The sequence below is a fragment of the Aquabacterium sp. J223 genome (genome assembly GCF_024666615.1).
Lineage (GTDB): Bacteria > Pseudomonadota > Gammaproteobacteria > Burkholderiales > Burkholderiaceae_C > J223.
Map to the genome: position 1 here is coordinate 2217853 of NZ_CP088297.1, position 19403 is coordinate 2237255.

The 19403-nt window shown below is 70.7% G+C and carries 21 protein-coding genes and 3 pseudogenes; 18 read left to right on the plus strand and 6 right to left on the minus strand.

What is annotated here, in order from left to right:
• Positions 1–25 precede the first annotated feature (25 nt).
• The 7 genes and pseudogenes from iscR to fdx all read left to right on the plus strand — a co-directional run bounded on the left by iscR (position 26) and on the right by fdx (position 5483).
• Positions 26–559, plus strand: coding sequence for a Fe-S cluster assembly transcriptional regulator IscR (iscR, locus tag LRS07_RS10700; RefSeq protein WP_260501892.1), 534 nt, complete (start codon positions 26–28; stop codon positions 557–559).
• 78 nt (positions 560–637) lie between these two features.
• Positions 638–1859 (plus strand): annotated as a pseudogene (locus tag LRS07_RS10705) (IscS subfamily cysteine desulfurase).
• Positions 1860–1889: 30 nt separating this feature from the next.
• Positions 1890–2297 (plus strand): Fe-S cluster assembly scaffold IscU, encoded by a 408-nt coding sequence (iscU, locus tag LRS07_RS10710; protein WP_260501893.1) that lies wholly within the window; start codon positions 1890–1892, stop codon positions 2295–2297.
• Between the two features lie 5 nt (positions 2298–2302).
• Positions 2303–2626, plus strand: coding sequence for an iron-sulfur cluster assembly protein IscA (gene iscA, locus LRS07_RS10715; protein ID WP_260501894.1), 324 nt, complete (start codon positions 2303–2305; stop codon positions 2624–2626).
• Between the two features lie 83 nt (positions 2627–2709).
• Positions 2710–3240 (plus strand): Fe-S protein assembly co-chaperone HscB, encoded by a 531-nt coding sequence (gene hscB / locus LRS07_RS10720; protein ID WP_260501895.1) that lies wholly within the window; start codon positions 2710–2712, stop codon positions 3238–3240.
• A 6-nt stretch (positions 3241–3246) separates the two neighbouring features.
• Positions 3247–5103 (plus strand): Fe-S protein assembly chaperone HscA, encoded by a 1857-nt coding sequence (gene hscA / locus LRS07_RS10725; RefSeq protein WP_260501896.1) that lies wholly within the window; start codon positions 3247–3249, stop codon positions 5101–5103.
• A gap of 41 nt (positions 5104–5144) precedes the next feature.
• Positions 5145–5483 (plus strand): ISC system 2Fe-2S type ferredoxin, encoded by a 339-nt coding sequence (gene fdx, locus LRS07_RS10730; protein ID WP_260501897.1) that lies wholly within the window; start codon positions 5145–5147, stop codon positions 5481–5483.
• Positions 5484–5498: 15 nt separating this feature from the next.
• Here the strand turns inward: fdx and argF are convergent, their stop codons facing one another.
• Positions 5499–6434 carry an ornithine carbamoyltransferase gene (gene argF / locus LRS07_RS10735; protein ID WP_260501898.1) on the minus strand — a complete coding sequence of 312 codons (936 nt, stop codon included), beginning with the start codon at positions 6432–6434 and terminating at the stop codon, positions 5499–5501.
• 19 nt (positions 6435–6453) lie between these two features.
• Positions 6454–7656, minus strand: coding sequence for an aspartate aminotransferase family protein (locus LRS07_RS10740; protein WP_260501899.1), 1203 nt, complete (start codon positions 7654–7656; stop codon positions 6454–6456).
• Positions 7657–7796: 140 nt separating this feature from the next.
• Between LRS07_RS10740 and LRS07_RS10745 the strand changes: the two genes are divergently transcribed.
• Complete coding sequence (locus LRS07_RS10745) at positions 7797–8144, plus strand: DUF3579 domain-containing protein (protein WP_260501900.1); 348 nt, start codon at positions 7797–7799, stop codon at positions 8142–8144.
• Positions 8145–8253: 109 nt separating this feature from the next.
• On the opposite strand, the gene rpsT is transcribed toward LRS07_RS10745, so the two are convergent.
• The gene (gene rpsT, locus LRS07_RS10750; protein WP_260501901.1) at positions 8254–8556 is read right to left on the minus strand and encodes a 30S ribosomal protein S20; all 303 of its coding nucleotides are present in this window, start codon (positions 8554–8556) and stop codon (positions 8254–8256) included.
• Between the two features lie 68 nt (positions 8557–8624).
• Between rpsT and murJ the strand changes: the two genes are divergently transcribed.
• From murJ to LRS07_RS10795, 9 genes and pseudogenes are all read left to right on the plus strand, one after another.
• Positions 8625–10196: a murein biosynthesis integral membrane protein MurJ gene (gene murJ, locus LRS07_RS10755; protein ID WP_260501902.1), complete on the plus strand. Its 1572-nt coding sequence runs from the start codon at positions 8625–8627 to the stop codon at positions 10194–10196.
• A 57-nt stretch (positions 10197–10253) separates the two neighbouring features.
• Positions 10254–11123: a SirB1 family protein gene (locus tag LRS07_RS10760; protein WP_260501903.1), complete on the plus strand. Its 870-nt coding sequence runs from the start codon at positions 10254–10256 to the stop codon at positions 11121–11123.
• A 74-nt stretch (positions 11124–11197) separates the two neighbouring features.
• A complete protein-coding gene (gene hda, locus LRS07_RS10765; protein ID WP_260501904.1) occupies positions 11198–11866 on the plus strand; it encodes a DnaA regulatory inactivator Hda in 669 nt (222 codons plus the stop codon).
• Complete coding sequence (locus LRS07_RS10770; protein WP_260501905.1) at positions 11863–12531, plus strand: histidinol-phosphatase; 669 nt, start codon at positions 11863–11865, stop codon at positions 12529–12531. Before hda ends, LRS07_RS10770 begins: the two co-directional genes overlap by 4 nt.
• A complete protein-coding gene (gene pcnB, locus LRS07_RS10775; RefSeq protein ID WP_260501906.1) occupies positions 12528–14126 on the plus strand; it encodes a polynucleotide adenylyltransferase PcnB in 1599 nt (532 codons plus the stop codon). The genes LRS07_RS10770 and pcnB overlap by 4 nt, the downstream gene beginning before the upstream one ends.
• Positions 14123–14473: pseudogene (gene folK, locus LRS07_RS10780) on the plus strand (2-amino-4-hydroxy-6-hydroxymethyldihydropteridine diphosphokinase); the annotation flags it as partial. The gene pcnB and the pseudogene folK, both read left to right, overlap by 4 nt.
• Positions 14474–14614: 141 nt before the next feature.
• Positions 14615–14968: a DMT family protein gene (locus LRS07_RS10785; protein WP_260501907.1), complete on the plus strand. Its 354-nt coding sequence runs from the start codon at positions 14615–14617 to the stop codon at positions 14966–14968.
• Positions 14969–15088: 120 nt separating this feature from the next.
• Complete coding sequence (locus LRS07_RS10790; protein WP_260501908.1) at positions 15089–15736, plus strand: DUF47 domain-containing protein; 648 nt, start codon at positions 15089–15091, stop codon at positions 15734–15736.
• Complete coding sequence (locus LRS07_RS10795; protein ID WP_260501909.1) at positions 15736–16752, plus strand: inorganic phosphate transporter; 1017 nt, start codon at positions 15736–15738, stop codon at positions 16750–16752. Before LRS07_RS10790 ends, LRS07_RS10795 begins: the two co-directional genes overlap by 1 nt.
• A 594-nt stretch (positions 16753–17346) precedes the next feature.
• On the opposite strand, the pseudogene LRS07_RS22245 reads toward LRS07_RS10795, so the two are convergent.
• The 3 genes and pseudogenes from LRS07_RS22245 to LRS07_RS10810 all read right to left on the minus strand — a co-directional run.
• Positions 17347–17805 (minus strand): annotated as a pseudogene (locus LRS07_RS22245) (glycosyltransferase); the annotation flags it as partial.
• Between the two features lie 73 nt (positions 17806–17878).
• Positions 17879–18337 (minus strand): TM2 domain-containing protein, encoded by a 459-nt coding sequence (locus LRS07_RS10805; RefSeq protein ID WP_260501911.1) that lies wholly within the window; start codon positions 18335–18337, stop codon positions 17879–17881.
• Complete coding sequence (locus LRS07_RS10810) at positions 18334–18876, minus strand: GNAT family N-acetyltransferase (protein WP_260501912.1); 543 nt, start codon at positions 18874–18876, stop codon at positions 18334–18336. The genes LRS07_RS10805 and LRS07_RS10810 overlap by 4 nt, the downstream gene beginning before the upstream one ends.
• Before the next feature lie 253 nt (positions 18877–19129).
• Here LRS07_RS10810 and rpsP point away from each other — a divergent pair, with 253 nt between their 5' ends.
• A complete protein-coding gene (gene rpsP / locus LRS07_RS10815) occupies positions 19130–19396 on the plus strand; it encodes a 30S ribosomal protein S16 (RefSeq protein WP_260501913.1) in 267 nt (88 codons plus the stop codon).
• Positions 19397–19403: the final 7 nt, after the last annotated feature.

Genomic DNA, 19403 nt, shown 5'->3' on the forward strand with positions numbered 1-19403 from the left:
CACGCCGCGAGGCAAAGGAGAAGAGATGCGTCTCACCACCAAAGGCCGCTTTGCGGTCACCGCGATGATCGATTTGGCGCTGAGGTCGCACAACGGCCCCGTGGCGCTTGCCGCCATCAGCCAGCGCCAGCAGATCTCGCTGTCCTACCTGGAGCAGCTGTTCGGCAAGCTGCGCCGGCATGAGCTGGTCGAAAGCACCCGCGGGCCGGGCGGCGGTTACTCGCTAGGCCGCAAGGCGGAGGACATCACCGTCGCTGACATCATCGTCGCCGTGGACGAGGCGCTGGACGCCACCGGTTGCGGCGGCAAGGAAAACTGCATGGGCGACGACGCCGGCCGCTGCATGACGCACGACCTGTGGACCAGCCTGAACAACAAGATGATCGAGTACCTGGATTCCATCTCGCTGAAGAAGCTGGTGGACGACCAGTTGGCCAAAGGCATCTCGGTGGAGGAGGCGCCGGTCAAGCGCGCCATCTCCAGCCAGCCGGTGGTCAAGCCGATCAAGGTGACCGCGCCCAACTCGGTCTTCGCCCTCGGCAACGCGTTCTCGAAGTAGGGCTGCCCGGCGCCTGCGCGCGCCGGGTGCCGACCCGTTCCCCACGTCGAACTCGCCAGCTTCTGCCAGCACCCCATCATGGACATGACCCCGCACTTCCCCATCTACATGGACTACGGCGCGACCACGCCCTGTGATCCGCGGGTGGTCGATGCGATGGTGCCCTGGCTGCGGGAGCACTTCGGCAACCCGGCGTCGCGCAGCCACGCCTGGGGCTGGGAGGCGGAAGAGGCGGTGGAAGCGGCCCGCCGCCATGTCGCCGACCTGATCGGCGCGGACCCGCGCGAGATCGTGTGGACCTCCGGCGCCACCGAGTCCAACAACCTGGCGATCAAGGGGGCGGCGCAGTTCTACAAGGGCCGCGGCAAGCACCTGATCACCGTCAAGACCGAGCACAAGGCGGTGCTCGACCCGATGCGCGAACTGGAGCGCCAGGGCTTCGAGGTGACCTACCTCGACGTGCAGGAGAACGGCCTGCTCGACCTGGACCGCTTCAAGGACGCGCTGCGGCCGGACACCATCCTGGCGTCGGTGATGCTGGTCAACAACGAGATCGGCGTGATCCAGGACATCCCCGCCCTCGGCGCGCTGTGCCGGGAGCGCGGCGTCGTCTTCCACGTCGACGCGGCCCAGGCCACCGGCAAGGTGGCCATCGACCTGCAGACGCTGCCGGTCGACCTGATGAGCCTGGCCTCGCACAAGACCTACGGTCCCAAGGGCATCGGCGCGCTGTACGTCCGCCGCAAGCCCCGGGTCCGGCTGGAGGCGCAGATGCACGGCGGCGGCCACGAGCGCGGCATGCGCTCCGGCACGCTGCCCACGCACCAGATCGTCGGCATGGGCGAGGCCTTCCGCATCGCCAAGGCCGAGATGGGCACCGAGGGCGAGCGCATCCGCATGCTGCAGCAGCGCCTCGCTGCGCGGCCTGTCGGACATCGAGCAGGTCTTCGTCAACGGCGACCTCGAGCGCCGGGTGCCGCACAACCTCAACGTGTCGTTCAACTTCGTCGAGGGCGAGTCGCTGATCATGGGCATCAAGGGCCTGGCGGTTTCATCGGGCTCGGCGTGCACCTCCGCCAGCCTGGAGCCGAGCTACGTGCTGCGGGCGTTGGGCCGCAGCGACGAACTGGCCCACAGCAGCCTGCGCATCACCATCGGCCGCTTCACCAGCGAGGAAGAGATCGACTACGCGGTGAGCACCATCCGCCAGAACGTCGCCAAGCTGCGCGAACTGTCGCCGCTGTGGGAGATGTACAAGGACGGCATCGACATCAGCACGATCCAGTGGTCGGCCCACTGACCGGACCACGACAAGATTTGGAGAGACACCATGGCTTACAGCGACAAGGTCATCGACCACTACGAGAACCCGCGCAACGTCGGCTCGTTCGACAAGGGTGACGACACGGTGGGCACCGGCATGGTCGGTGCGCCGGCCTGCGGCGACGTGATGAAACTGCAGATCAAGGTGAACCCGACCACCGGCCTGATCGAGGACGCCAAGTTCAAGACCTACGGCTGCGGCTCGGCCATCGCCTCCAGCTCGCTGGTGACCGAATGGGTCAAGGGCAAGAGCCTGGACGAGGCGCTGACCATCAAGAACACCCACATCGCCGAAGAGCTGGCGCTGCCGCCGGTGAAGATCCACTGCTCCATCCTTGCCGAGGATGCGATCAAGGCCGCCGTCGACGACTACAAGGCGAAGAGCGGCGTGGCCGCCGCGGTCGCGGCCAAGTGAGCGCGATGGCCGTCACCCTGTCGGAAGCCGCCGCCCGCCACGTCAGCCGCTACATCGCCCGGCGCGGCAAGGGCGTCGGCGTGCGGCTGGGCGTGAAGACCACCGGCTGCTCGGGCCTGGCCTACAAGCTGGAGTACGCCGACGAGATCGCGCCCGAGGACCATGTGTTCGAGGGGCATGGCGTGAAGATCCTGGTCGACCCGAAGAGCCTGCCGTACATCGACGGCACCGAGCTCGACTTCGTGCGCGAAGGCCTGAACGAGGGCTTCAAGTTCCACAACCCCCGTGAGAAGGACCGCTGCGGCTGCGGCGAGTCGTTCCGGGTCTGAAGGCGTTCGACACCGCGTCGACGGCCTTCTCCTCATCACCGGGCGCGGCCTCTTTCCGGGGCCGCGCCTTTTTCATGGTGGCCATGACCGACGACCTCAAGCTCGACGACGACGACTTCACGCTGTTCGGCCTGCCCCGGCGCTTCACGCTGGACCCGGCGCAGCTCGAAGAACGGCGGCGCGTGCTGCAGGCGGCGACGCACCCGGACCGCTTCGCCTCGCAGGGCGCCGCGGCGCAACGCGTGGCCATGCAGTGGGCCGTGCGGGTGAACGAGGCGCACCGGCGGCTGAAGGATCCGGTGGCCCGCGCCGCGCTGCTGTGCGAGCTGGCCGGCGTGCCGATCGACGCCGAACGCAACACCGCCATGCCGGCCGAGTTCCTGGTGCAGCAGATGGCCTGGCGTGAGGCGCTGGAGGAGGCCGCTGACGTCCCGGCGGTGGAGGCGCTGGACGACCAGGTGGCCGCCTTCGAGCGCGAGGTGCAGGCCAACATCGCCCGCCTGCTCGACCAACAGGGCGATGCGCGGGCGGCGGCCGAGCGGGTCAGAGCCCTCATGTTCGTTGCGCGCTTTCGGTCCGATGTCGAGAAGCGCCTCGACGCCCTGGGACAATAGAGACCCATGGCGCTACTCCAGATTTCAGAGCCCGGCCAGGCGCCGGACCCGCACCAGCGCCGCATCGCGGTCGGCATCGACCTCGGCACCACGCATTCGCTGGTGGCGGCGGTGCGCCATGGCGTGGCCGACTGCCTGCCCGACGCCGAGGGCCGGGTGCTGCTGCCGTCGGTGGTGCGCTACCTGGAGGGCGGTCGCCGGCAGATCGGCTTCGATGCCCAGGCCGAGCAGGCCGCCGACCCCGAGAACACCATCGTCTCGGTCAAGCGCTTCATGGGCCGCGGCCTGGGCGACGTGGCCGAGGCCGGCAAGCTGCCGTACCGCTTCATCGACAAGCCGGGCATGCTGGCCCTGCACACCCGCGAGGGCGAGAAGTCCCCGGTGGAGGTGTCGGCGGAGATCTTGGCCTCGCTGCGCCAGCGGGCCGAGGACAGCTTCGACGACGAACTGTTCGGTGCCGTCATCACCGTGCCCGCCTACTTTGACGACGCGCAGCGCCAGGCGACCAAGGACGCGGCGCAGCTGGCCGGGCTGAAGGTGCTGCGGCTGCTCAACGAGCCGACGGCCGCGGCGGTGGCCTACGGCCTCGACCACGGCAGCGAGGGGCTGTACGCCATCTTCGACCTGGGCGGCGGCACCTTCGACATCTCGCTGCTGCGCCTGTCGCGCGGTGTCTTCGAGGTGGTCGCCACCGGCGGGGATGCCGCGCTCGGCGGCGACGACTTCGACCGGGCGCTGGCCGACTGGGCGCTCGACCAGGCCGGCCTGCGGGCCGACGCCGCGCACGACAAGCGCGCCGTGCTGGTCGCGGCCCGCGCCGCCAAGGAGGCGCTGACCGACACCGAGCGGGTGGTGCTGACCGCCGACCTGGCCGCCGGCAGCTTGCAGGTGCCGGTGGACCGCGCGCGCTTCAATGCCCTCACCAAGCCGCTGGTCGACCGCACGCTGGCCAGCGTCAAGCGCGTGCTGCGCGACGCCAGGGTGGGCCGTGACGACGTTCAAGGCGTGGTGCTGGTCGGCGGCGCCACCCGCATGCCGGCCGTGCGCACCGCGGTAGGCGAGTTCTTCGGCCGGCCGCCGTTGGTCGACCTCGACCCCGACCAGGTGGTGGCCCTCGGCGCCGCCCGGCAGGCCCACCAGCTGGCTGGCCATGGCGACGGCGACGACCTGCTGCTCCTGGACGTGATCCCGCTGTCGCTGGGCCTGGAGACGATGGGCGGGCTGGTCGAACGCATCATCGAGCGCAACGCCACCATCCCCACCGCCAAGGCGCAGGACTTCACCACCTTCAAGGACGGCCAGACGGCGATGGCGCTGCACGTGGTGCAGGGCGAGCGCGAGCTGGTCAGCGACTGCCGCTCGCTGGCGCGCTTCGAGCTGCGCGGCATCCCACCGATGGCCGCCGGTGCCGCACGCATCCGCGTCACCTTCGAGGTCGACGCCGACGGGCTGCTCAACGTGCGCGCGCGCGAGCAGGGCTCGGGCGTCGAGGCGGCCATCACCATCAAGCCGAGCTACGGCCTGGCCGACGAGGACATCGCCCGCATGCTGCAGGACGGCTTCGCCCGCGCGGAGGACGACCTGCAGGCCCGCGCGCTGCGCGAGGCTCAGGTCGACGCCGAGCGCCTGGTGCTGGCCACCCGGTCGGCGCTGCAGGCCGACGGCGACCTGCTCGCCGACGGCCAGCGCCGCGACGTCGAGGCCCTGCTGTCGGCGACGGCGTCGGCCGCGGAAGGGCGGGACGCCGCTGCCATCGAGGCGGCCACCAAGGCGCTGGCCGCCGGCACCGAGGCCTTCGCCGCGCTGCGCATGAACCGCGGCATCCGCCGGGCCCTGACCGGCCGCAGCGTCGAAGACGTCTGAGGCCCCAGGCCGACGAACAACGAGAACCGAGCGAACCGCCCGTGCCCGTCATCAAGATCCTGCCCCACGCCCAGTACTGCCCGGAGGGCACCACCGTCGAGGCGCCCGCCGGCACGTCGATCTGCGAAGCGCTGCTCGACCACGGCATCGAGATCGAGCACGCCTGCGAGATGAGCTGCGCCTGCACCACCTGCCATGTGGTGGTGCGCGAGGGTTACCGGTCGCTGGGCGAGCCCGACGAGGCGGAAGAGGACCTGCTGGACAAGGCCTGGGGCCTGGAGCCGGACTCGCGGCTGTCGTGCCAGGCCATCCTGTCGCAGCAGGACGTGACGATCGAGATCCCCAAGTACACCATCAACCACGCTCGAGAAAACCACTGAGCGTGGCCGGACGGATCAGCCGATCCGTCCGAGCAGCAGGTACTCCATCAGCGCCTTCTGCACGTGCATGCGGTTCTCGGCCTCGTCCCAGACCACCGACTGCGGACCGTCGATGACCTCGGCGGCGACCTCCTCGCCGCGGTGGGCGGGCAGGCAGTGCATGAAGAGGGCGTCGGGCTTGGCCACGGCCATCATCTCGGCGTCGACGCACCAGTCGGCGAAGGCGGCGCGCCGCTGCTCGTTCTCGGCCTCGAAGCCCATGCTGGTCCACACGTCGGTGGTCACCAGGTCGGCGCCGCGGCAGGCGTCCATCGGGTCGGCGAAGACCTTGTAGCAGCTGCCGTCGCCGCGCAGGCCGACCACCGACGGGTCCACCTCGTAGCCGCTGGGCGTGCTCAGGTGCACGGTGAAGCCGAGCACCTCGGCCGCCTGCAGCCAGGTGTTGGCCATGTTGTTGCCGTCGCCCACCCAGGCCACCGTGCGGCCGGCGATGGCGCCCCGCCGCTCGATGTAGGTGAAGACGTCGGCCAGGATCTGGCAGGGGTGGTACTCGTTGGTCAGGCCGTTGATCACCGGCACCCGCGAATGCGCGGCGAACTGCTCGATGCGCGACTGCTCGAAGGTGCGGATCATGACGAGGTCGACCATCCGGCTGATGACCCGCGCCGTGTCGGCGATGGGCTCCGAGCGGCCGAGCTGGCTGTCGCCGGTGGTCAGGTGCACCACCGAGCCACCCATCTGGTACATGCCGGCCTCGAAGCTCACCCGCGTGCGGGTGCTGGCCTTCTCGAAGATCATGGCCAGCGTGCGGTCGGCCAGCGGCTGGTACTTCTCGTAGTTCTTGAACCGCGTCTTGATGATGGACGCGCGCTCGAACAGGTAGGCGTACTCCTCCGCGCGCAGGTCCTTGAACTGCAGGTAGTGCTTCATGAGGCGGGGTCCCGGCTTCATGGCAGAGCGGGCGGGCGCGTCATGCCACGCCGAGGAAGCGGCGCACCACCGGCGCCAGCAGGGCGACGATCTGGCGGGCCTCGTCCTCGCTGAGGATGAGCGGCGGCACCAGCCGGATGACGGTGTCGGCGGTGACGCTCAGCAGCAGGCCGGCGTCGGCCGCCAGGTTGAGGATCTCGCCGCAGGGCCGGTCGAGCTCGATGCCCAGCATCAGGCCCTGGCCTCGGATCTCCTTCACGCCGGGCAGGCTGCCGAGCTGGCGCTGCAGTTCCCCGCGCAGCACCTCGCCGACCTTCGCCGCGTGGGCGAGCAGCCCGTCCTCTTCCATGATGCGCAGCGTCTCCACGCCGGCCCGCATCGACAGCGGGTTGCCGCCGAAGGTGGTGCCATGGTTGCCGGGCTGGAACACATCGGCCGCCTTCGGCCCGCAGACCACCGCGCCGATGGGCACGCCGGAGCCCAGTCCCTTGGCCAGCGGCATCACGTCCGGCACGATGCCGGCCCACTGGTGCGCGAACCACTTGCCGGTGCGGCCGATGCCGCACTGCACTTCGTCCAGCATCAGCAGCAGGCCGTGGCGATCGCACAGCGCGCGCAGGCTCTGCAGGTAGTCCAGGCGCGTGGGGTTGATGCCGCCTTCGCCCTGGATGGTCTCGAGGAAGACGGCGACCACGTTGGGCCGCGCCTGCACCTCGGCCTGCAGCGCGGCCAGGTCGTTCAGCGGCACGCGGACAAAACCCTCCACCAGCGGCCCGAAGCCTGCCTGCACCTTGGGGTTGCCGGTGGCCGACAGCGTGGCGATCGATCGGCCGTGGAAGGCCTTCTCGTAGACGATGATCTCCGGCCGGTCGATGCCCTTGTCGTGGCCGTACTTGCGCGCGATCTTGATCGCCGCCTCGTTGGCCTCGAGGCCTGTGGAACAGAAGAAGGCCGCGGTCAGCCCGGACAGCTCGCACAGCTTGGCCGCCAGCTGTTCCTGCAACGGCACCTGGTAGTAGTTGGAGCAGTGGATGAGCTTGGCGACCTGCTCCTGCAGCGCCGGCACCAGCTTCGGGTGGGCGTGGCCCAGCGTGTTCACCGCGATGCCGCCCAGGCCGTCGAGGTAGCGCTTGCCGGCGGTGTCCCACACCCAGCAGCCCTGGCCATGCGACAGGGCGAAAGGCAGCCGGCCGTAGGTCTTCATCAGGTGGCTCGGCGCGGCGGTGGACGTGGGCGTGCTCATCGACATGGCTCCGGTGCAAAGGCGAAGGGCCGGCCCGCTGTGCAAAGCGGGCACCGGCCCCGTGGCACGGATTCTATGCGTCGGTCAACGGACCGGAAGACTGCCGTTGCACCATCCGCAATGCGTTCCTGCATGGTGCCGTGAGGCACAATCTCAGGGTGACATCAGCAGCGCCGCGCGAAGTCTTCATCCAGGGCATCACGAAGGAGGGCCGTCCTTTTCGCCCCAGCGACTGGGCCGAGCGGCTGGCCGGCGCGATGTCGAGTTTCCGCCCCGGCGGCAATGTCGGCGGACACGGTGCCCACATCGGCTACTCCCCTTACTGCTTCCCCAGCACCGTGGCCGGCGTGAAGTGCGTGATCGTGAGCGAGGCGCTGCGCGAGATCGAGCCCATGGCCTGGGACTTCGTCATGAACTTCGCCAGGGACAACGGTCTGCAGGTGGGCGAAGCCTGTCGCTTCGAGCCGCAGGGCGACGGGAAGCCCTAGCCGTCCCGTGATGCCGCACCGGGCGGTCGCAAGCAGAAGAGCCCGCACATCGGCGGGCTCTTTGCTTTTCCACCGGGACCGGCCCGGTCGTGCGGCGAGGGCGGCGCCGTCAGGCGGCCGCTTGCAGCGCCTTGACCTTGGCGGCCAGGCGGCTCTTGTGACGGGCGGCCTTGTTCTTGTGGAAGATGCCCTTGTCGGCCACCGAGTCGATGACGCTCTGGGCGGTCTTGAACAGGTCCGCGGCGCGGTCCTTGTCGCCGGCGGCGACGGCCTTCTGCACGTTCTTGACGACGGTGCGGAACTTAGAACGCAGCGCGCTGTTGGCGGCGTTCAGCTTGACGTCCTGGCGGGCGCGCTTGCGGCCCGACGCCAGGCGGACGGTCTTCTTCTTGGCTTTGGACGAGGTGGCCATGCTGGAATGGGCGCTCCGCTGATGGAGTTCCGGTGGAAAAGCCCGCGAGTATAGCATCGCGCCCTCGCATGAACCTCTTCAAGGCCGCTTCCACCGTCTCCCTGCTCACGCTGGCCTCCCGGATCACCGGGTTGCTGCGGGACATGCTGCAGGCCTCGATCTTCGGCGCCAACGCGCTGACCGACGCCTTCACGGTCGCCTTCCGCATCCCCAACCTGCTGCGTCGGCTGGTAGGCGAGGGTGCCTTTTCGCAGGCCTTCGTTCCGCTGCTGGCCGCCTCGCGCGAGCGCGACGGCGAGGACGCCACCCGGCACCTGATCGACGCGGTGGCCACCGTGCTGCTGTGGGTGCTGGTGGGGCTGTGCGTGACCGGCATCGTCGGCGCACCCCTGCTGGTCTGGCTCATCGGCAGCGGCCTGGAGCGCAGCGGCGGGTTCGACCCCGCGGTGGTGATGACGCGCTGGATGTTCCCCTACATCGCCTGCATGTCGCTGGTGGCGCTGTCGGCCGGCATCCTGAACACCTGGCGGCGCTTCGTGGTGCCGGCGGCCACGCCGGTGCTGCTCAACCTGGCGTGGATCGGCGCCATGCTGTTCCTCACGCCGTGGTTCGCACGCTGGGGCATCGAGCCGGTCTACAGCCTGGCCGTCGGGGTGATGCTCGGTGGCGTGCTGCAGCTGGCGGTGCAGGTGCCGGCCTTGAAGCGCGTGGGCGCGCTGCCGCGCTTCGGCCTGCGCTGGCGCGCCTTCCGCGAGGCCTGGGCCCACGCCGGCGTGCACGAGGTGCTGCGCAAGATGGCGCCCGCGCTGATCGGGGTGTCGGTGGCGCAGATCTCCCAGCTGATCAACACGCAGATCGCCAGCCACCTCGGCGCCGGTGCGGTGTCGCTGCTGACCTATGCCGACCGCCTGATGGAGTTCCCGTCCGCGTTGCTCGGCGTGGCGCTCGGCGTGGTGCTGACGCCGCAGCTGTCGGCCGCCAATGCCCGGGGCGACGCCCAGGCCTATTCCGGGCTCATCGAATGGGGCCTGCGGCAGCTGCTGCTGCTGGCGGTGCCGTGCGCGGTGGCGCTGCTGGTGTTCCCGTTGCCGCTGGTGGCCACGCTGTTCCAGCGCGGCGCCTTCGGTGCCGAGCAGGCCCAGGCGGCGGCCTGGGCGGTGGCGGGTTATGGCGTCGGCCTGATCGGCATCGTCTCGATCCGCATCCTGGCGCCGGGCTACTTCGCGCAGCGCGACACGCGCACGCCGGTGCGCGTGGGCATCGCCGCGCTGGTGCTGACGCAGTGCTTCAACGCCGTCTTCGTGCTGTGGCTGCAGTGGGGCATCGCGGGGCTTGCGCTGTCTACCGGGCTCGGCGGCCTGGTCAACGCCGGCCTGCTGCTGTACCTGCTGTGGCGGCGCGGGGTATGGCGGCCGGCGCCGGGCTGGCCGGCCTTCCTCGCGCGCATCACCGCCGGCAGCGCGGTGATGGGCGCCGGGCTGTGGTGGGCCGCACAGCACATCGACTGGCTGGGCCTCGGCCGGCAGGAGCTGCTGCGCGCCGGCTGGATGGCCGCGGTGCTGGCCGCGGCGGCGGTGATCTACTTCGGCAGCCTGTGGCTGCTCGGACTTCGGGCGACGGCGCTGCTGCGACGCCAATGACGACGGTGCCGCCGGTGGGATCGGCACCGGCATGCCGGCGCGGCCTACACTCGGCGCATGCGCTTCGCAAGGATGAGCCGGCTGCAGTACTTCGAGCTGCTGGTCGCGCAGGACGAGGGCCTCGCGGTGCTGGAGGCGGCCATCGCGGTGGCCCAGGACGAGGCGCCGGATCTCGACCCCCAGGCCGTGCTGCAGGAGATCGACGGCCTGGCGCTGCGCCTGAAACGCCGCCTGCCGGCCGACGCGTCCGCGCTGCACCGGCTGCGGCTGCTCAACCGCTACTTCTTCCACGAGCTGGGCTTCGCCGGCAACGTCAACGACTACTACGACCCGGCGAACAGCTACCTCCATGAGGTCCTGCGCCGGCGCCGCGGCATCCCGATCACGCTGGCGCTGCTGTACATGGAACTGGCGCAGCAGGTCGGCCTGTCGGCCCGCGGCGTGGCCTTCCCCGGGCACTTCCTGGTCAAGCTGCGGGTGGGGCAGGGCGACGGCGCCGGCGAGGTGGTGATGGACCCGTTCTGCGGCCAGTCGCTGTCGTCCGAACAGCTCGACGAGCGCCTGGCGCCCTACCGCCGGCGGCACGGCCTCACCGGCGACTTCGAGGTGCCGCTCGGCCTCTTCCTGCAGGCCGCCGGCGGCCGCGACATCGTCGCCCGGCTGCTGCGCAACCTGAAGGAGATCCACCGACAGGCCGGCGACTGGCCGCGGCTCTTGGCGGTGCAGCGGCGGCTGGTCATCCTGCTGCCCAATGCGCCCGAGGAGCGGCGCGACCGCGGCCTGGCGCATGCCGAACTGGGCGAGTTCCCCGAGGCCGCGGAGGACCTGGCGCACTACCTCGAGCAGCGGCCCGCCGCCGAGGACGCGCGCGCGCTGCGCGAGCGGCTGGCGGCGCTGCGGCAGCTCGGCCGGCCGCGCCTGCATTGACCGGCCGGCGTCGCGCCGGGGCGCTCTCCTAGAATCGCCGCTTTTGTGCGGTCCGCCCGAGCGACCGCCGCCGGATGAAGCAGATCCCCCTGGCCATCGTGGAGCCGGCCCAGCCGGACTTCGACCACTTCCTGGTCGGCGCCAATGCCGCCGCGCTGCAGCACCTGCTGGCGCTCCAGCCCGGCGCGGCGCCGGTCTACCTGTGGGGGCCCGAGGGCAGCGGCAAGACCCACCTGCTGCACGCGCTGGCCGCCGAGCAGCGCCGACGCGGTGCGCAGGTCGGCAGTTTCGACGCCCGGACGCCCTTGCCGTGGACCTTGGACGAGGGCTGGGCGGCTTTGCTGCTGGACGACTGCGACGCCTTCGACGCCGACCGGCAGCAGGCGGCGTTCAGCCTCTTCGTGCAGGCCCATCCGGCCGGGGTGCTGATCGCGGCGGCGGGCCGGCTGCCGCCCGTGGACCTGCCGGTGCGCGACGACCTGCGCACCCGCCTCGGCTGGGGCCATGTCTTCGCGCTGGCGCCGCTGGCGGAGGACGAGGCCCGCGCGGCGCTGCGCCGCGAGGCCGACCGCCGCGGCGTCCTGCTGGCCGACGAAGTGATCGACTACCTGCTGACGCGCTTCTCGCGCGACCTGAAACACCTGATGCTGCTGCTCGACCGGATGGACCGTTTCGCCCTCTCCCAGCAGCGGCCGCTCACCGTGCCGCTGCTGCGCCGCATGCTGGCCGAGGAGGGCCTGTGAGGCTGGCGCTGTTCGACCTCGACGGCACGCTGCTGCCCATCGACTCCGACCATGCGTTCGGCGACTACCTGGTGCAGCGCGGCTGGGCCGATGCAGAGCACTTCAAGCGCGGCAACGACGCGTTCTACGCCCAGTACCTGGCCGGGCGGCTCGACGTGCCCGCCTACATCGCCTTCTGCACCACCGCCTGGCGCGACCGCCCGGCGGCCGAGCTGCAGGCCCTGCAGGCCGACTTCATCCGCGAGGCCATCGGTCCGCAGCTGCTGCCGCCGGCACGTGACCTGGTCCGACGCCACCAGGACGACGGCGACCTGGTGGCCATCGTCACCGCCACCAACGAGGTGGTGACGCGGCCGATCGCCGACGCCTTCGGCGTCGAGCACCTGATCGCGCTGAAGCTCGCCCGCGACCACCATGGCCGGGTCACCGGCGCCATTGACGGCGTGCCCAGTTACCAGGCCGGCAAGATCGTGCGCGTCGAGCAGTGGCTGGCCGCGCTGGGCCGGCGCTGGGACGACTTCGACGACACCGTGTTCTACAGCGACTCCACCAACGACCTGCCGTTGCTGGAACGCGTCGACCGACCCGTGGCCACCAACCCCACGCCCGCACTGGAGGCCATCGCGCGCGAGCGCGGCTGGCCCGTCCTGAGGCTCTTTGCATGATCAAGAAATTCATCGACCGCCTGCTCGGCAAGCCGTCCGGCCCGCCGAAGCCGCCGCTGGGCAAGCGCCGCGAGGTCGCGGCCGCGGAGCACGGCATCGACCCCGGCCTCGTCGACGAACGTGCGGTGAAGGTGGTGCGCACGCTGCAGGAGGCGGGGCACCAGGCCTACATCGTCGGCGGCGCGGTGCGCGACCTGCTCTGCGGTCGCCGGCCGAAGGACTTCGACGTCGCCACCGACGCCACGCCGGAGCAGGTAAAGGCGCTGTTCCGCCGCGCCTTCATCATCGGCCGGCGCTTCCGCATCGTCCACGTGGTGCATGGCCGCGGCCGCGATCACGAGGTGATCGAGGTGTCCACCTTCCGCGCCTACCTGGACGCCACCGCAGCCGACCAGGTGGAGGGCAACGAGAAGACCAGCAAGGCCGAACTGGCCGGCAAGAGCCACGTCGTCGACGCCAGCGGCCGGGTGCTGCGCGACAACGTCTGGGGCCCGCAGGTGGAGGACGCCGCACGGCGCGACTTCACCGTCAACGCCATGTACTACGACCCCACCACGCAGGCGGTGGTGGACTACCACGGCGGGCTGAAGGACGCGAAGGCCAAGCTGCTGCGCATGATCGGCGATCCCGCCACCCGCTACCGCGAAGACCCGGTACGCATCCTGCGCGTGGTGCGCTTCGCCGCCAAGCTGGGCTTCTCCATCGAGCCGAAGACCCGCGCGCCGATCGCCGAGACGCTGCCGCTGCTGGCCAACGTGCCGGCCTCGCGGCTGTTCGACGAGATGGTCAAGCTGCTGCAGACCGGCCATGCGCTGGCCTCGCTGGAGCAGATCAAGGCGCATGGCCTGCACCGCGGCGTCTTCCCGGTGCTCGACGCGGTGCTCGACGATCGCAAGCCCAACCCGCAGCGCGACCACTTCGTGCGGCTGGCGTTGACCGACACCGACAAGCGGGTGGAGGAGGACCGGCCGGTGGCACCGAGCTTCCTGCTCGCCTGCCTGCTGTGGCACGAGGTGCTCGAACGCTGGAACCGGCTCAAGGCCGACGGCGAATCGGTGACCCCGGCGCTGGCCCAGGCCATCGACCAGGTGTTCGATGCCCGCATCGGCGACATCTCCGGCCGCGGCAAGCTCGGCGCCGACATGCGCGAGATCTGGATGATGCAGCCGCGCTTCGAGCGCCGCGTCGGCGCGACGCCGTTCAGCCTGGTCGAGCAGCCGCGCTTCCGTGCCGGCTTCGACTTCCTGCGGCTGCGCGCGGACGCCGGCGAGGCGCCGACCGAACTGGCCGACTGGTGGGAGGACTTCGCCCTCGGCACGCCGGAGGAGCGGGAGGGCCTGGTGCAGGCCGCCCGCGAGGCGCAGGCCCAGTCCCGCAAGCCGGCGCGCGGCGGCGGACGGGTGCACCGGGCCCCGCGTGAAGACGGTGCCGTGCCGACCGAGCCGGCGATGGCCATCGCCGCATCGGACGACGGCGCCGAGGGCGGGGACGTGGGCGAGGGCGGCGCCGGCCCCGCGCGCAAGCGCCGCCGGCGCCGCCGCAAGCCGGCCGGCGCCGGCGCGCCCGCCGAGGCGGGGGCCGCGGGCGGCGAATGACGGTGCCGGCGGCCCGTGCGGCCTACGTCGGCCTGGGCGCGAACCTGGGCGACGCGCGCGGCACCTTGCGGCAGGCGCTGGCCGAGTTGGCGGCGCTGCCCGGCGTGGACGCCAGCCGCGCCTCGTCGCTCTGGCGCAGCGCACCGGTCGAGGCCAGCGGCCCCGACTTCGTCAACGCGGTGGCCGAATTGCACACCACGCTCGAGCCGATGGCGCTGCTGCGGGCGCTGCAGGCCATCGAGCGGCGCCACGGCCGCGAGCGGCCCTATCCCAACGCGCCGCGCACGTTGGACCTGGACCTGCTGGCCCACGGCGAGTCGGTCGTCGACACCGAGCCCCTGCGGTTGCCGCACCCGCGGCTGCACCGCCGCGCCTTCGTGCTGCGGCCGCTGCTGGAACTCGCCCCCCCACCTGTCGCTGCCGGGCCTCGGACCGCTCGCCGCCTGGCTGCCCGCCGTGACCGATCAACCCCTGGAGCGCCTTGCACCATGAATTCCTTGCCCGTGGCCGTGCAGACCTTCGGCCTGCTGACGCTGTCCAATGTCTTCATGACCTGGGCCTGGTACGGCCACCTGAAGACCCTGGGCGACCGGCCCTGGTGGATCGCCGCACTGCTGAGTTGGGGCGTGGCGCTGTTCGAGTACCTGCTGCAGGTGCCGGCCAACCGCATCGGCTTCGAGGGTGGCATCAACCTCGCCCAGCTGAAGATCGGCCAGGAGGTCATCACGCTGGCGGTGTTCGTGCCCTTCAGCGTGTTCGTCATGCAGCAGCCGCTGAAGTGGGACTACCTGTGGGCCGGCCTCTGCCTGCTCGGGGCGGTGTACTTCATCTTCCGCAGCTAGCCGCGGCCCGCGGGTGGTGGGGCCCACGGTGCGCCCCCTAGAATGTCGGGTTGATGACAATTCGATGACATGGTGGCCGGTTGCCTTCCCGGAACCGCCATGGCTGATGGGGAGACCGCCATGCTCTTCGGCAAGCTGTTGCCGCGCGAAGGCAATTTCTTCGAGCTGTTCAACCAGCACGGAGACCAGATCGTCCGCGGTGCCCGGGCGTTCATGCAGATGGTGCGGCAGTACGACGACGTCGCCGCGCGCGAGCAGCACGCCGCCACCGTCGACGACGCCGAGCGCCAGGCCGACAAGGTGACCGCCGAGGTCAACCGCCTCCTGCACAAGACCTTCATCACGCCGATCGACCGCGAGCAGATCCACGGCCTGATCAACGCGATGGACGACATCCTCGACCTGCTGCAGGACACCAGCGAGACGATGTCGCTGTACGACGTCAAGCGCATCGACGAAGAGGTGGTGCGCCTGGCCGAGCTGTCGTCCAAGTGCTGCGAACGGGTGCAGCACGCGGTGTCGCTGCTGTCGCGCCTGAACCACCAGGAGGTGACCGAAGGCGCGCTCAAGGCCTGCGAGGAGATCGACCGCCTGGAGTCGGACGCGGACCGGGTCATGCGCTCGGCGATGTCCCGCCTGTTCAGGGAACAGGCCGACGTCCGCGAACTGATCAAGCTGAAGACCATCTACGAGCAACTGGAGTCGATCACCGACCGCTGCGAGGACGTGGCCAACCTGATCGAAGGCATCGTGCTCGAGAACTCGTGATGGCGGCCACTGTCCAGATCGGCTTCTGGGTGGTCGTGCTGCTGGTGGTGCTGGCGGTGCTGTTCGACTTCATGAACGGCTTCCACGACGCGGCCAACTCCATCGCCACCGTCGTGTCCACCGGCGTGCTGCGGCCCCAGCAGGCCGTGGTGTTCGCCGCCGCGTTCAACTTCGTGGCCATCTTCATCTTCCACCTCAAGGTGGCCGCCACGGTGGGCAAGGGCATCGTCGAGCCCGGCGTCGTCGACCACCATGTCATCTTCGGCGCCCTGGTCGGGGCCATCGCCTGGAACGTCGTCACCTGGCTCTACGGCATCCCGTCGAGCTCCTCCCACGCGCTGATCGGCGGCATCGTCGGTGCGGTGGTGGCCAAGGCGGGGACCGAGCCGCTGATCGCCTCCGGCATCTGGAAGGCGGTGGCCTTCATCCTGGTGTCGCCGCTGCTCGGTTTCATCTTCGGCTCGCTGCTGATGGTGCTGGTGGCGTGGGTCATGCGCCGCCGCTCGCCGCTGCGCATCGACCGCTGGTTCCGGCGCCTGCAGCTCGTGTCGGCGGGCCTGTATTCGCTGGGCCATGGCGGCAACGACGCGCAGAAGACCATCGGCATCATCTGGATGCTGCTCATCGCCTCCGGCCACGTCGCCGCCGGTGCCAGCATGCCGCCGGCGTGGACGATCTGGGTCTGCTACATCGCCATCGCGCTCGGCACGCTGTTCGGCGGCTGGCGCATCGTCAAGACCATGGGCCAGAAGATCACCAAGCTCAAGCCGGTGGGCGGCTTCTGCGCCGAGACCGGCGGCGCCATCACGCTGTTCCTCGCCACCGGGCTGGGCATCCCGGTGTCCACCACGCACACCATCACCGGCGCCATCGTCGGCGTCGGGTCGGTGCAGCGTGCCTCGGCCGTGCGCTGGGGCGTGGCCGGCAACATCGTCTGGGCGTGGATCTTCACCATCCCGGCGTCGGCGTTGATCGCCTGGGCCGGCTACCGCGTCAGCCTCTACCTGTTCAGGTAGCCGCGCTGCGGTCCGTCGTGTCCCGGGCGGCGTCGGCGCCCAGAACCGAACCGGCCGCGTCGTGCAGCCACTCCTTCGCGCCGTACACCCGGTAGCCCTGCGGCAGCAGCGCCAGCCGGGGGTCCGCAGGACCAGACGGGTCAGCCGCCGTGCCATCGAGGGCGGCTGGTACAGGCCGGCCCGCGAGCGCATGAACAACTCCGTCGCGACGCTCCAGGCGCTGTAGCGCTCCCAGCGCGACTGCAGCGGCGGCTGCTGTGCCGCGTAGTCCGCGAAGCCCAGCCGGACGGACCGCAGCAGGTCGGCCACCAGCAGCAGGTTCTTCAGCTTGGCGCTGCTGCGCGAGCGGATGCCGGACTTTCCGGCTTCGCGGGCCACCGGCGAGGTGGCGGCGGCATGGCGGCGAAAGCGGATCAACGGGTCCGGCAGGCAGACGACGTCGCCGTGCAGGCCCGCCACGGCGGAGATCAGGCCGTCCAGGTTGGACGCCAGCCTGAGCTCGTTCGACTTGTGCTCGACGGCCCAGGCCATCGCCTGCGCCACTTCGCGGCGGAACACCATCTGGTGTCCGTAGCCGTTGAAGACGATGGGGAAGGTCGGGAACCGGTGGTGCTGCACGCCGTCGCGCGGCGGGATGGTGGCCCCCGTGGGATGGAGGTCCGCATCGACCACGAGGCTGCAGTGCATCACCAGCGCCGTGGTCGGCTGGCGAAGCCGGTCGAGGCAGAGTTCGAGCTTGCGGGCATCCCAGACGTCGTCCTGGTCGCAATAGGCGATCACCTCGCCGCCGCAGGCCGAGAACGCGCGCATGAAGTTGCGCAGGATGCCGAGGTTGGCCCCCTCGCGTTCCAGGACGACGACGGGGAACGGTGCCGTCCTCGCGAACTGGCGGACGATGTCCAGCGTGGCGTCGCCGGACCCGTCGTCCGACACCACCAGTTCGGTGGGCAGCACCGTCTGCGCGGCGATGCTGTCCAGTTGCGCCTGCAGATGCCGTGCACCGTTGTAGGTGGCCATCGCCACGGAGCAACGGGGGGATCGGATGTCGGTCATGGGAGGCGGTGCCGGCTGGGTCCGACGAATTCTGCCGTTGCGGCCGTCCGCGCATCCGGGTTTTGTGCACGCCTCACTGGCTGATCCGCCGTGCCTCCTCGATCTGCCATTCGAAGAAGCGCTGCCCCGAGAACGCGATGGTGCTCAGCAGCGCGGTGGCGCCGACCATCAGCGCGAGGATGACGCCGAGCACCGCCAGCCACCCTGCGGGCGGCGCGGGCCGGTCGGGGTTGTGCCGCGCGTTCCAGCGTTCGTCGGCCGTCAGGCCGTGCACGATGGCGGTCAGCATGGCCTGCGCCACCATCAGCCCGAGCAGCGGCAGCAGCAGCCACGACAGGCGGTCGTCCTGTCCGAGCGTCTGCATGCGCACCAGGCCCTGCAGCCCCAGCAGGGTGGCCGGGATGTGGGCCCAGGCCCAGGCGTCGCGCCAGCCGTGCAGGTAGAACCGGTGGGCGCCGAAGACGCCGGCCAGCACGGCCAGCCAGGTCGCCACCGCCTTGCGGCGCGGCGCACGGTGCGGCGCCGCGGTCATGCGGCGCTCCCTGGCGCGGCGGCGGCGCCGGCCCCGAGCGAACGCTGCATCAGCACGACGTCCAGCCAGCGGCCGTGCTTCCAGCCGGCCGCCGTCAGCACGCCGGCCGGGGCGAATCCCAGGGCACGGTGCAGCCCGATGGAGGGGGCGTTCGCGGCGTCGCCGATCACGGCGACCAACTGGCGCACGCCGCGCGCCCGGCACTGGCCGATCAGTTCGGCCAGCAGCAGGCGGCCGAGCCCCTGGCCACAGGCCGCCGGCGCCAGGTAGACCGAGTCCTCGAAGCACCAGGCGTAGGCCTGGCGCGGGCGGAAGGGCTGGGCATAGGCGTAGCCGAGCAGCCCGCCGTCGCGTTCGGCCACCCACCACACGCCCCGCCGGGCCTGCACGTCGGCCAGCCGCGCGGCCATCTCGTCGGCGCTCGGCGCGACGGTCTCGAAGGTGCCGGTCCCGTGCTCGACATGGTGGCGGTACACCTCGGCCATCGCGGCGCCATCGGCGGCGTGGGCAGGGCGCAGGACGAGGCGGTCATGGCTCATGGTCAACGGTCTATAATGCCCGGTTTTCGGCCTCGGCCGGACGCCTCGAGCGGCTTCGGCTCGACCACCCGGGAGGGCGGGTCGGCCGGTGCAAGGTGCAGGGGGCGAGCCGGCGTATCTACGGGGCCGACCGAATCGGTGGCGTGGCCGTGAGCAAGGCTCGCCAAGCACCACCGAATGTCAGAACAGCCTGTCCACCTGCGGTGTCTCCTGGTGCGGCGTTCACCCCAAGCAAGAGTTCCGAGGTATTTCCATGGTCGTGATTCGCCTGGCCCGTGGTGGCTCCAAGAAGCGTCCCTTCTTCAACGTCGTCGTCGCCGATTCCCGTGAGCGCCGTGACGGCCGCTTCATCGAACGCGTCGGCTTCTACAACCCGGTGGCTGCCGGCAGCGCCGAAGGGCTGCGCATGTCGCTGGACCGCGTGACCTACTGGAAGGGCGTGGGCGCCCAGCTGTCGCCCACCGTCGAACGCCTGGTCGAGCAGGCCAAGGCCCAGCCGGCGCCGGCCGCCGCGGCCTGACGTCCAC